We start from the raw sequence: 12,692 nt of genomic DNA, 5'->3' as shown, positions 1-12,692 counted from the left end.
TACGGAACGTCTGGATGCGAAAGAAACCGTCTGGATGCGCGGGAGGGGAGGAGCGCGCCGGTGGGCTCCCCGCCCTCAGTGCGCTGTGACGTCGGACAGGCCGCGGTGCTGTCCGACAGGGCGGACCGCCGGGCGGCGCACCCGCCCCATACCTCGTACGGGCCGTCGCCGATCAACGTGGCGCACACACACGTCGCACCTGGCGACAGGCGATGTCAGAGCCCCCTCCGTAACACCCATGAAGCAATCATGACCGACCATCACCGAACAAGTGGACTATTTTCCGGCAGATCTGCGGTAGTCGTCCGGAAATCGACGGTGCGGGCCCCCTGCCTCCCCCGCACCCCCGGCGCCTACGCTGTTGCGTCGTGACCTCCTTCCAAGCCCCGCCCCGCGCCCGCCGCCTGCTCCCGATCGCCGCACTGTCGTTGGCGGGCACGCTCGCCCTGACCGGCTGCGAGATCACTGACGGTCCGCCGGACACGGCGCCCGGCCCCGCGGCGGCGGGTTCGGCGCTACAGGCCACCGCCGGACTCCCCGTGAAGGGCCGCGCGCCCAAAACGGGTTACGAGCGCGACGCGTTCGGATCCGCATGGCTCGATACCGACGACAACGGATGCGGGACCCGCGACGACATACTCGCCGCGCAGCTCGACGACGTCTCCCGGGACTCCGACGGATGCAAGGTGCTGAGCGGAGTCCTCGACCCGGACCCCTACACCGGAGGCCGCATCACCTTCACGCGCGGGCGGAGCAAGGTGGACATAGACCATCTCGTCGCCCTGTCCGACGCCTGGCAGAAGGGCGCGCAGAAGTGGACCGACGCCAAGAGGCGCGCGTTCGCGAACGATCCGGTCAACCTCGTCGCGGCCGACTCCTCCACCAACCGCCGCAAGGGGGACGGGGACACCGCGACCTGGCTGCCCCCCAACAAGGAGTACCGCTGCACCTATGTGGCGGGACAGGTCGCGGTCAAGAAGAAGTACGAGCTGTGGGTGACCCAGGCCGAGAAGGACGCGATGACGAAGGTACTGAAGTCCTGCCCGGACCGGAAGCTGCCGGCCGGCGGCAACCCCACGGAGGCCGGCAGCCGTTGACCGGAGCGGGAACGGGAACCCGCGGCCGCCTTCCGGGCCCCGCCGGCCTCCCGTTCCCTGACCCGGTCAGGACCCGGTCAGGACACGCCAGGACGCAGCTGGAACCCGGCTACGACCCCAGAATCGTCGTAAGGAACTCCCCGGTCCACGACAGGAGTTCGCGCCCCACCACCGGCTTCCCGCCGATACGGCCCGCCGTCGGGCGCGGCACCAGGATCTGGTGCGCGGTCGGCTTGATGATCGTCTTCGGGTGCAGCCGCTTCAGCCGGAGCTCCTGCGACTCCCGCAGCTCCACCGGCGCGAAGCGGATGTTCGGCCCCTGCAACACGATCTCGCCGACCCCGCAGGCCCGCGCCAGCATCCGCAGGCCGGCCACCAGCAGGAGGTTCTCCACCGGCTCCGGCAGCTTGCCGTAACGGTCGGTGAGCTCCTCGCGCACCGCCCTGATGTCCTCCTCCGAGTTCGCGGAGGCGATGGCACGGTACGCCTGGAGGCGCAGCCGCTCGCCGGGGGCGTAGTCGTGCGGGACGTGCGCGTCGACCGGGAGCTCGATCTTGACCTCCAGCGGCGGCTCCTCCTCGACCCCGCCGTCCACGGCCGCCCGGTAGTCCGCCACCGCCTCGCCGACCATCCGGATGTACAGGTCGAAGCCGACCCCCGCGATATGACCCGACTGCTCGCCGCCGAGGAGGTTCCCGGCGCCGCGGATCTCCAGGTCCTTCATCGCCACGTACATGCCCGCACCCATCTCGGTGTGCTGGGCGATCGTCGCCAGACGCTCGTGCGCGGTCTCCGTCAGCGGCTTCTCCGGCGGATACAGGAAGTAGGAGTAGCCCCGGTCCCGGCCACGGCCGACACGGCCGCGCAGCTGGTGCAGCTGGGACAGGCCGAAGTTGTCACCGCGCTCCACGATCAGCGTGTTGGCGTTGGAGATGTCGATGCCGGACTCGACGATCGTCGTGGAGACCAGCACGTCGAACCTCTTCTCCCAGAAGTCCACGACGACCTGCTCCAACTGGCTCTCGCCCATCTGCCCGTGCGCCGTCGCGATCCGCGCCTCGGGCACGATCTCACGCAGCCGCGCCGCCGCCCTGTCGATGGACTCGACCCGGTTGTGGATGTAGAAAACCTGGCCCTCACGCAGGAGTTCACGCCGCACCGCCGCGCCGATCTGCTTCTCCTCGTACGGCCCGACGAACGTGAGGACGGGGTGCCGCTCCTCCGGGGGCGTCGTGATCGTCGACATCTCGCGGATGCCGGTGACGGCCATTTCGAGCGTACGGGGAATGGGCGTCGCAGACATGGTCAGCACGTCCACGTTGGCCCGCAGCTTCTTCAGCTGCTCCTTGTGCTCGACGCCGAAGCGCTGCTCCTCGTCGACGATGACCAGGCCCAGGTCCTTGAACTTCGTCTCGGACGAGAACAGCCGGTGCGTGCCGATGACCAGGTCCACGGACCCGTCCTTGAGCCCTTCCAGCGTCGCCTTCGACTCGGTGTCCGACTGGAAACGGCTCAGCGCCCGCACGTTGACGGGGAACTGGGCGTACCGCTCGGTGAAGGTGCCGAAGTGCTGCTGGACCAGCAGCGTCGTCGGCACCAGCACCGCGACCTGCTTGCCGTCCTGGATCGCCTTGAAGGCCGCGCGCACCGCGATCTCCGTCTTGCCGTACCCGACGTCGCCGCAGATCAGCCGGTCCATCGGGACGGACTTCTCCATGTCCTCCTTGACCTCGGCGATCGTGGACAGCTGGTCGGGCGTCTCCGCGTACGGGAAGGCGTCCTCCAGCTCCCGCTGCCACGGGGTGTCCGGGCCGAAGGCGTGGCCCGGGGCCGCCATCCGCGCGGAGTACAGCTTGATCAGGTCGGCGGCGATCTCCTTGACCGCCTTCTTCGCCCGCTGCTTCGTCTTCGTCCAGTCGGCGCCGCCCAGCCGGTGCAGGGTGGGCGCCTCGCCGCCGACGTACTTGGTGACCTGCTCCAGCTGGTCGGTCGGGATGTACAGCCGGTCGCCGGGCTGGCCGCGCTTGGCGGGGGCGTACTCGACGAGGAGGTACTCGCGGGTCGCGCCCTGCACGGTGCGCTGCACCATCTCGATGTACCGGCCGACACCGTGCTGCTCGTGCACGATGTAGTCGTCCGTCTGCAGCGTCAGCGGGTCGACCGACTTACGGCGGCGGGCGGGCATCCGCCCCAGGTCCTTGCTCGCCGTGCGCTGGCCGGTCAGGTCCGTCTCCGTCAGCACGGCCAGCCTCAGCCCCGGGTCGACGAAGCCGTTGTCGATGGCGCCGCACGAGACGTGGACCAGCGAGGGCGCGATGTCGCCCAGGTCCGGAGCGAGCCGGGCCGCGATGCCCTCGCCGCCGAGCACCTCGACCGTACGGGAGGCGGGGCCCTGCCCCTCGGTGACGTACACCGTGCGCCAGCCGTCGGCCAGCCACCCCTTGGTGTCCGCGAGCGCCCGGGCCGTGTCGCCGCGGTACGCCTCCGGAGCGCGCATCCCGAGCTTGAGGGTGTCCCCGTCCAGCTCCTCGTCGGCGGCGAAGGGAGAGGTCGACCACCACATCATGCCCAGCTCACGGGCCCGGTCCCGGACGTCGGCGATCCCCCGCAGGGAGGCCGCGCCGACATCGATGGGCGCCTCACCGCCACCCGCCGTGGCCGCCCAGGAAGCCTGGAGGAACTCCTGGCTGGTCGCCACCAGGTCCGCCGCCCGGGTCCGCACCCGCTCCGGGTCGCAGACCAGCGTCATCGACCCCTTCGGCAGGACGTCGAGCAGCAGCTCCATCTCGTCGACGAGGACCGGGGCCAGCGACTCCATGCCCTCCACCGCGATCCCCTCGGCGATCTTCCCCAGCAGCTCGCCGAGCTCCGGGTGCGCCTCGGCGAGGGCCGCCGCCCGGGTGCGTACGTCCTCGGTGAGCAGCAGCTCACGGCAGGGCGGGGCCCACAGCCCGTGTTCGGCGACCTCCAGGGACCGCTGGTCGGCGATCTTGAAGTAGCGGACCTCCTCGACGTCGTCGCCCCAGAACTCCACCCGCAGGGGGTGCTCCTCGGTCGGCGGGAAGACGTCCAGGATGCCGCCGCGCACGGCGAACTCGCCGCGCTTCTCGACCAGTTCGACCCTGGTGTACGCGGCAGCCGCGAGCGCGTCCACGACCTCGCCCAGGTCCGCGTTCTGCCCCCCGGTGAGCGCGACGGGCTCCAGGTCGCCCAGGCCCTTGACCTGCGGTTGGAGCACGGAGCGGACCGGGGCGACGACCACCTTGACCGGCCCGGTCTCCGGGTCGTCCTGGCGCGGGTGCGCGAGCCTGCGCAGCACGGCGAGGCGGCGGCCCACGGTGTCCGAGCGGGGGGAGAGCCGCTCGTGGGGCAGCGTCTCCCAGGAGGGGAACTCCGCCACGGTGTCGGGGGGCAGCAGGGTGCGGAGCGCCGCCGCGAGGTCCTCGGCCTCCCGGCCAGTCGCGGTGACGGCGAGCACGGTCCGTCCGGCCTCGCGGGCCAGGGCGGCCACCGCGAAGGGCCTGGCGGCGGGCGGGCCGACCAGGTCGACATGGGCGCGGTGGCCGTCGGAGGCGGCCTTCACCGCTTCGGAGAGTGCCGGGTCGGTGACGACGACATCCAGCAGACCGTGCAGGCTCATGAAGGGATTCCGTCCGGTGTGGCGAGGAGTGAGCAACGCGAAGGACCCGACACGTGGCACGGGCCGGGGTGTCCAGCGTACGACGCCGGTCTGTCACCCGCGCGAGGGCGGGAAACCGGCCGGGCCCGATGATCTGGCCGAGCGGGTCCGCGACTGCCAGCTGACCAGCCTCGCGATCACCGCGGGGCACGGCGTCAAGGCAGGCCTCCCACCGCTCCACCGCGACCCCTTCGACCGCATCCTCGTCGCCCAGGCCCAGACCGAAGGGCTGACGGTCGTCACCCGCGACAAGTGGATCCCCCAGTACGACGTACCGGTCATGCACGCCTGACGACGGCGGCCATGACGCGATCCGGCCCCGGGGCGTTTGGAGGAACGCCCCGGGGCCGCATCAGGCCAGTCATCCTACGTCCGGCCCGTCACCCGTCGGTGGCGATCGCGTTCAGGACGTTCATCCGCCCGGCCCGGAACGCCGGGACCAGGGCGGCGAACAGTCCGACGAAGGCCGAGGCGACGAACACCGTGAGGATCGTCGGCCACGGGATCTCCAGGACGCCGAGACCCTCCAGGGCCAGCAGCTTCTGGGCCGAGGTGCCCCAGCCCATGCCCAGGCCGAGACCGAGCAGTGCGCCGAAGAGCGCGATGACCACGGACTCCAGCCTGATCATCCGGCGCAGCTGCCGGCGGGAGAGCCCGATCGCCCGCATCAGACCGATCTCACGGGTCCGCTCGACGACCGACAGGGCCAGGGTGTTCACGACGCCCAGCACCGCCACGACGATCGCCAGGGCGAGCAGGCCGTACACGATGTTCAGCAGCTGGCCGATCTGGTCCTTGAGGTCCTGCTTGAAGTCGGCCTGGTTCTGCACCTTGTACTGCGGGTACCCGGCGAGCGCGCTCTTGAGCGCGGCGTACGCCTCCTTCTCCCTGCCGTCCTCCGCGGAGGCGAACATGATCGTGTTCGTGGGCAGCTTGTCGGCCGCGACGTAACGCTCGGCGGTCGTGACGTTGGTGTACATCGCGCCCTGGTCGACGTTCGTGTCGTCCGAGGTGATCGCGGCGACCTTCAGCTTCGCGGTACGGCCGGCCCTGAACGCCACGGTGATCTCGTCTCCGACCCCGACCTCGTGCAGAGCGGCGTAGTCCGACCCGACCGACATGGCGTCCGTGCCGTAGGCCTTCGCGAGGTCGCCGGCCACGGTCTTGCGCCGCAGGTCCTGCGGGTACGTCGGGTCGGCGGCGGTGACGTGCTCGTCGGCGGTCGAACCGTCGGGGTTGGTGAGCTTCGCGGCGAGGACCTTGTAGTCGGTGACGTGCTCGATGCCCGGCACCTTCCGGATCGCGGCCGCCGCCTGCGGCACGATCAGCTGGCCGGTGCCGGACTGGACGATGAAGTCGGTGCCGACCGACTTGTCCAGCTCCTCGGTGGCCGAGGCGACCATGGAGGAGCCCACCACGGAGAGGCAGGCCACCAGGGCGAGGCCGATCATCAGGGCGGCGCCGGTCGCCCCCGTACGGCGCGGGTTACGCAGCGCGTTGCGCTCCGCCAGGCGTCCGACGGGGCCGAACAGCCGCAGCACGACGGCACCGAGCACCCGCACGACCGCACCGGCGAGCAGCGGGCCGATCACGATGAACCCGATCAGGGTGAGGACCACGCCCAGGCCGAGGTAGAGGGAGCCCTCGCTCGCCTTGTCCGCCCGGGTCGTCGCCCAGAGGCCCGCGGCGCCCGCCCCGGTGAGGACCAGGCCGATCACGGCTCGGAGCCGGCCCGACCTGGTGTCAGCCGGGGTGCCGGCGTCACGCAGCGCGGCCATCGGGGAGACCTTGCCGGCCCGGCGGGCCGGGACGTACGCGGCGAGGACGGTGACGACGATGCCGAGCGCCAGCCCGATCACCGGCGTCGTCCAGGCGACGGTGAGGTCCCTGGTCGACAGCTCCATACCCACGGCGCCCATGAGCTTCATCAGCCCGACGGCGAGACCCACGCCCGCCCCGACGCCCAGGACCGATCCGACGACGCCCAGGAGCACCGCCTCGACCAGCACGGACCGGTTGACCTGCTTGCGGCTGGAGCCGATGGCCCGCATCAGGCCGATCTCACGGGTGCGCTGGGCGACCAGCATCGAGAAGGTGTTGACGATCAGGAAGATGCCGACGAGGAACGCGATCCCGGCGAACCCGAGCATCGCGTACTTCATGACGTCCAGGAAGGAACCCATGGAGTCCTTGCCGGCGGCGGCTGCCTCCTTCTGCGTCTGGAGCTTGTACGTGCCGGAGCCGCCGAGGGCGGTGGCGACGTTCTTCTTCAACTCGGTTGCATCGAGACCCGGTTCGGCGGTGACGGAGATGTGCGTGAAGACACCGGGGGCACCCAGCAGCTTCCGTTGCGCGGTGGCCGTGTCGAGGTAGACGACGGCGGCTCCGGGGTTGGTCACGGTGAACGAGGCGATACCGGTGACCCTCGCCCTGATGTCACCGGTGACGGCGATGGTGCGCACCTCGTCGCCGAGCTCCAGGTGGTGCTTCCCCGCCGTGTCCGCGTCGATCATCGCCTCGGTCGGGCCGCGCGGGGCGTGGCCGGAGGTGATCTCCATGGACCGCAGGTCGTTCTCGGTCCAGTTGCCGGCGATCGTCGGGGCACCGGTGTCCGAACCGAGGTTCCTGTCGTGGCCGTCGACCAGCGTGACGGCCATGCTGGTGACCGCGCCCTCGGCCCTCTTCACCCCGTCCGCGCCGGCGACCTCGGCCACGACGGACGCGGGGAGCGTCTCGGGCCTGCCGTTCTCCGGGATGTCGTCGGCGCCGGCCGCCGCCCTCGGGCTCACCGTCACGTCGGCGGAGGTCGCGGCGAAGAGCTTGTCGAAGGTGGTGTTCATCGTGTCGGTGAAGACGAGCGTGCCGCACACGAACGCCACCGACAGCAGGACCGCGACGGCGGACAGCGCCATCCGCCCCTTGTGCGCGAGGAAGTTGCGCCTCGAGGTCTTCCACACGGTCATGACGTCCGCCCGCGCGCGTCGAAGTCCTTCATCCGGTCGAGGACCTGCTCGGCCGTCGGGTTCTGCATCTCGTCGACGATCCGGCCGTCGGCGAGGTAGAGCACCCGGTCCGCGTAGGAGGCGGCCGCCGGGTCGTGGGTGACCATCACGATGGTCTGGCCGAGTTCGTCCACGGACCTGCGCAGGAACGACAGCACCTCCGCGCCGGCCCGCGAGTCCAGGTTCCCGGTGGGCTCGTCGCCGAAGATGATCTCGGGGCGGGCCGCGAGCGCCCTGGCCACCGCGACGCGCTGCTGCTGGCCGCCGGACAGCTCGGTGGGCCGGTGCCTCAGCCGCTCGGCGAGTCCGACCGTCTCCACGACCTGCCGCAGCCACGCGGCGTCGGGCTTGCGGCCCGCGATGTCCATCGGCAGCGTGATGTTCTCGATCGCGTCGAGCGTCGGCAGCAGGTTGAACGCCTGGAAGATGAAGCCGATCCGATCCCGGCGCAGCTGGGTGAGCTTCTTGTCCTTGAGTCCGGTGATCTCGGTTTCGGCCAGGTGGATCCGCCCAGAGGTCACCGTGTCCAGACCGGCCAGGCAGTGCATCAGGGTCGACTTGCCCGACCCGGACGGGCCCATGATCGCCGTGAACTGCCCGCGGGCGATGTCCACATCGACGTGGTCGAGGGCCACGACCCGGGTCTCCCCCGCTCCGTACGCCTTGAAGACCTGCCGCGCCCGCGCAGCGACGGCTGTACGCCCTCCGGTGTCCCCGTGCCGGGGAATGGTCACAGCCGTTGTCACGGTTTTTCTCCTATGTCGGTCAATGCCTGGACGTCTCTGCGTACGTGTCGAGTCTCGGGTGCGAGGGGCCTCGGGCGCGCTGGTGCCCGGCGCAGTCTTCGCGGGGGGTTTTCCCCACCCCTCCCCCTGCGGCGAGCCACCTCGGCGATGTAGGAACACGTTAAGGAGAAGGGCCCCCGCACCACCTCCTCCGGCGGGAGGAACGCACCCTGGGCACAACTCGGTAGCTCCCCCTAGGGGTTCGCGGACCCCGCGTCGGCCCCGGGTAGGGGTCTCACCCTTCGGCCCGCGGCTGCCGCGGGACCACGAGCGGTGAGACAGTGACCCCGGAAAATAGATGCATAGGGAAGGAAACCCTGTGGGCGGCACGGAGAGCGTCGGCGGTACGGACAGCCCTGAGGCGGTGCGCGGCGCGGTCACGCCGGGCGCGGCACAGGACACCGACCGGGCTCGCCGCCCGGTCGCCGCGGCCCTCATGCTCGGCATGGGCCTCGCCGCGATCGACGGCACCATCGTCGCCACCGCCGTGCCGCAGATCGTCGGCGACCTCGGGGGCTTCGCCGTCTTCTCCTGGCTCTTCTCCGGCTACCTGCTGGCCGTGACCGTCACCCTGCCGGTGTACGGCAAGCTCTCCGACACCTTCGGCCGCAAGCCCGTCCTGATCGCGGGCATCATCCTCTTCCTGGCCGGCTCCCTGCTCTGCGCGACGGCCTGGAACATGGCGGCGCTCATCGCCTTCCGCGTCGTCCAAGGCCTCGGCGGCGGCGCCCTCCAGGGGACGGTGCAGACCATCGCCGCCGACCTGTACCCGCTCAAGGAACGCCCCAGGATCCAGGCGAAACTGTCCACGGTCTGGGCCACCTCCGCGGTGGCGGGGCCGGCGGTGGGCGGACTCCTCGCCGCGTACGCCGACTGGCGCTGGATCTTCCTGATCAACCTGCCCGTCGGCGCCGTCGCCCTCTGGCTGGTGATCCGCCACCTCCACGAACCGGCCAGGCCACGCCCCGCGACCCGCCCCCGCACCGACTGGGCGGGCGCCCTCGCCGTCTTCGCCACCGGTGCGCTCCTGCTGACCGCGCTCGTCCAGGGCGGAATCGCATGGCCCTGGCTCTCGGCCCCCTCACTGGGGCTCTTCGGAGCGGGTGCCGCACTGGCCGCACTGACCGTCGTCATCGAGCGGCGCGCCGCGGAACCCGTCATCCCCGGCTGGGTCTGGCGGCGGCGCACCATCGCCTCGGTCAACCTCGCCCTCGGCGCCATGGGACTGCTGATGGTCGCGCCGACCGTCTTCCTCCCGACCTACGCCCAGTCCGTCCTCGGACTCGGCCCGATCGCCGCCGGGTTCGTCCTGTCCGTGATGACCCTCAGCTGGCCCGTCGCCGCCGCCCTCTCCGACCGGGTCTACAACCGCATCGGTTTCCGCCGTACGGCGATCATCGGCATGTCCGGCGCCCTGCTGGTACTCCTGTGCTTCCCGCTGCTGCCCTACCCCGGCGCCGCCTGGCAGCCCGCCCTGCTGATGCTGCTGCTGGGCGCGACACTCGGCCTGTTCCAGCTCCCGCTGATCATCGGCGTGCAGTCGACGGTCGGCTGGACGGAACGGGGCACGACGACGGCGTCCGTGCTCTTCTGCCGCCAGGTCGGCCAGAGCGTGGGGGCCGCCCTCTTCGGCGCCGTCGCCAACGGGGTGCTCGCCTCCCGGCTGGCCGACGCCCACGTGCCGGGGCTCCCCGGCGGCCTGGACGCCGTGTCGCAGGCGCTGGAGGACCCGGCGGCCCTCTCCGCCGCCGCGGCGGACCATCTGCGCAGGGCCGTCGACACCGCGGTGGACCACGTGTTCACCGGGGCCGCGGTCGCCGCCGTTCTCGCCCTGCTGGTGCTCGTCTTCGTGGCCCCGCGCCGTTTCCCGGTGCTGGACGAGCGAGGAAGCGCTCCCTCGGCGGCCGAGGACTAAGGGCTGTCCCCTAATCCACCGGGCCCGCCACCGCTCGCCCCGTCAGAGCCGCCAGCGAATTGCGTACATGCGTCATGTGCGCCTGCAACTCCTCACGGGCCTCGTCGTGCTCCCGCAGGACCCGGTCCGTCTCCCGCTCCACCCGCTCCCCCGCCACCCTCGCCTCCGACAACAGCTCCGCGGCCCGCGCCTCCGCGTCCTCCTGACCGTGCCGGGCCGCCTCCTCCGTCTCAGCCAGCTCCCGCCGCGCCCGGGCGAGCAACGCCTCGCCCCGCGCGGCCAGTTCCGTCTCACGCTCCGCCGCAGCGGCCTCCGCGCCGGCGATCTCCCCCTGCGCCGCCTTGCCACGCTCGGCGTGCTCCTGCTCCTGATGCGCCAGCACACCCGCCGTACGACGACGCGTCCCCGCCATCTCCGCGTCCGCGGCCCCACGCACCTCACCGGCGTCCCGGCGCGCCTCCTCCGCCAGCGCATCGGCCGCACCCCGCGCCGTGGCCAGCGCCTCCTCCGCACCGGCGTCCGCCGCCGCACGCACCTGCCCCGACCGGTCACGCGCCGCCTCACGCACCGCCCGGCCCGCCTCGTCCGCCGCGTCCCGCAGCGCCTGCGCCTCCTCCAGCGCCGCACCCCGGGCCGCCTCCCCCTCGGCCTCCGCCAGAGCCAGGATCTGCTGCGCCCGCTCCCCCAGCGACACGAACGTCTGCGGCGCGAGCGAAGCCACCTCCTCGCCCAGCCGCGCCGACTCGGCGGCCAGCTCCTCCGCCAGCCCGGTCAGCCGCGAGATCCGGTCCAGGGCCCCGTCCCGCTCGGCCGACAGCGAGGCCACCATCCGGTCCACCTGCTCAGGGCTGTAACCACGCCCCCGTACGCCGACAAAACCGTGCGCGGACACCGGTCCACCACTCATCCCTGAAGCCCTCTTCCCGCTCTCCGACTCCCCGACCATGAAGCAATACGTCAAGGATGCGGTAATTGGCCCGGAAGTCGGAATCGATCAGCTGCATTCAGGACGGAAGCGATCCGGATCACAGAAGCGCACACAAAAGGCGCCCGCCCCCACCAGGAGCCGGACGCCTCTCGCGCACAACGGATCAGAACCGATCAGATCACAGCAGGCCGTCCCACATCTGCTCCAGCAGAACAGACCACCAGCTCTCCGGCGACGCCAGCGCCGCCGGATCCAACGCCACCAGCTGCGCCTGGAAATCGACCGTCCAACGCCCCGCCTGCTCCGGATTCAGCCCGAACCGCAGCCGCCACATCCGCCCCAGCAGCGCCATCGAACGCACGAACTCCGGCAGCCCCGTGTTAACGAACTGCGGCGGCACCGGCTGACCGCCAGGACCCGCCTCCACCGGAACGGCCACGATGTTCGCCGTCCCGTACTGCACACAGACCGCCCGGCCGAAGTCCGAACCCATCACCAGATACGAACCCGCGTCCGACGCCGGCTGCACCTGACGCTGCGCCGCGAGCTCCGCCAGCGTCGGCACCACCGGATGACCCGGCTGCGCCCAGAAGAACGGCCCGAAATCAGCAGGCAGCCCCGCCCACACCAGCGTCCGCGCCACCATCTCGGGCACACCCTGACGGGACACCGCCCGCTGGTCGAAACGGAGCACACCCTGCGGGCCGAAGGCACCGAGCATCTCCTCGGCGAGCGCCTCGGGCGGCAACGCCGGCGCCGGCGGCACCTGCGGCAACGGCGCCCGCACCGGAGCAGGCCGCGCCGGCCCGTCCGCCACCTGGTGCAACTCGCCCTGATGCGTCAGCAGATGCTGCATCCCCTGCTGCCGACTCGCATGATCGGTGCCGTACGGAGCGACACTCGTGATCCGGACCTGCGGCCACGTCTCCCGGATCATCCGCGCGCAGTAACCACCCGGCAGCTCACACGACTCCAGCTCCGTGTGCAGCTCGATGACCTGCTGCGGCGGCACATTCATCGCACGCAGCTCATGCAGCATCTGCCACTCCGGATGCGGAGTACCCGGCGCCGAACGCCGGATCAGCTGCTGCTCACTGCCGTCGGGCGCCCGGAAACGCAGCACGGCCTGATAACCGGGACCGACCGTCGGCTGACCCGCAGGCTGCTGCGGATAGCCGTACGCACCGGGCGGCGGCGGAGTGTGCGGCCCGGGCATCCCCGGAGCACCCGGCGGGCCGGGCGGGCGCGGCGTGTTCGGACCACCGATACTCGCGTCCGCGAACATC

At 71.4% G+C, this 12,692-nt stretch carries 8 protein-coding genes; 3 read left to right on the top strand and 5 right to left on the bottom strand.

The genetic code is table 11. From position 1 onward, the window contains the following. The first annotated feature begins 368 nt into the window (after positions 1–368). Positions 369–1,097 (top strand): HNH endonuclease family protein, encoded by a 729-nt coding sequence (locus tag AB0I83_RS20635; RefSeq protein ID WP_356536118.1) that lies wholly within the window; start codon positions 369–371, stop codon positions 1,095–1,097. 109 nt (positions 1,098–1,206) lie between these two features. Here the strand turns inward: AB0I83_RS20635 and mfd are convergent, their stop codons facing one another. Then, on the bottom strand, positions 1,207–4,737 hold the full coding sequence (gene mfd / locus AB0I83_RS20630) for a transcription-repair coupling factor (RefSeq protein WP_356536115.1): 3,531 nt from the start codon (positions 4,735–4,737) through the stop codon (positions 1,207–1,209). Here mfd and AB0I83_RS20625 point away from each other — a divergent pair. Further along, on the top strand, positions 4,736–5,068 hold the full coding sequence (locus AB0I83_RS20625; protein WP_363305634.1) for a type II toxin-antitoxin system VapC family toxin: 333 nt from the start codon (positions 4,736–4,738) through the stop codon (positions 5,066–5,068). The two genes, mfd and AB0I83_RS20625, sit on opposite strands and share 2 nt — an antisense overlap. Positions 5,069–5,156: 88 nt before the next feature. Here the strand turns inward: AB0I83_RS20625 and AB0I83_RS20620 are convergent, their stop codons facing one another. Beyond that, on the bottom strand, positions 5,157–7,739 hold the full coding sequence (locus AB0I83_RS20620) for an FtsX-like permease family protein (protein ID WP_363305633.1): 2,583 nt from the start codon (positions 7,737–7,739) through the stop codon (positions 5,157–5,159). Then, a complete protein-coding gene (locus AB0I83_RS20615) occupies positions 7,736–8,524 on the bottom strand; it encodes an ABC transporter ATP-binding protein (protein WP_363305632.1) in 789 nt (262 codons plus the stop codon). The genes AB0I83_RS20620 and AB0I83_RS20615 overlap by 4 nt, the downstream gene beginning before the upstream one ends. Positions 8,525–8,861: 337 nt before the next feature. Here AB0I83_RS20615 and AB0I83_RS20610 point away from each other — a divergent pair, with 337 nt between their 5' ends. Next, complete coding sequence (locus AB0I83_RS20610) at positions 8,862–10,478, top strand: MFS transporter (RefSeq protein ID WP_363305631.1); 1,617 nt, start codon at positions 8,862–8,864, stop codon at positions 10,476–10,478. 10 nt (positions 10,479–10,488) lie between these two features. On the opposite strand, the gene AB0I83_RS20605 is transcribed toward AB0I83_RS20610, so the two are convergent. Then, entirely contained in the window at positions 10,489–11,385 is an 897-nt protein-coding gene (locus tag AB0I83_RS20605; protein WP_363305630.1) for a cellulose-binding protein, read from the bottom strand. A gap of 199 nt (positions 11,386–11,584) precedes the next feature. Then, a partial coding sequence (locus AB0I83_RS20600) for an SUKH-4 family immunity protein (protein WP_363305629.1) occupies positions 11,585–12,692 on the bottom strand: 1,108 nt, incomplete at its 5' end.

The sequence above is a fragment of the Streptomyces sp. NPDC049970 genome, from assembly GCF_040660235.1.
Classification (GTDB): Bacteria; Actinomycetota; Actinomycetes; order Streptomycetales; family Streptomycetaceae; genus Streptomyces.
Note: the sequence above shows the minus strand (reverse complement) of the source record. Positions and strands in the feature narration are given on the sequence as shown.

What these genes read in the sequence shown, in the direction of transcription:
- AB0I83_RS20625 (WP_363305634.1), top strand. Translation starts at nt 4,736, where the DNA reads ATGAAGGGATTCCGTCCGGTGTGGCGAGGAGTGAGCAACGCGAAGGAC.
- mfd (WP_356536115.1), bottom strand. Translation starts at nt 4,737, where the DNA reads ATGAGCCTGCACGGTCTGCTGGATGTCGTCGTCACCGACCCGGCACTC.
- AB0I83_RS20620 (WP_363305633.1), bottom strand. Translation starts at nt 7,739, where the DNA reads ATGACCGTGTGGAAGACCTCGAGGCGCAACTTCCTCGCGCACAAGGGG.
- AB0I83_RS20610 (WP_363305631.1), top strand. Translation starts at nt 8,862, where the DNA reads ATGCATAGGGAAGGAAACCCTGTGGGCGGCACGGAGAGCGTCGGCGGT.
- AB0I83_RS20605 (WP_363305630.1), bottom strand. Translation starts at nt 11,385, where the DNA reads ATGAGTGGTGGACCGGTGTCCGCGCACGGTTTTGTCGGCGTACGGGGG.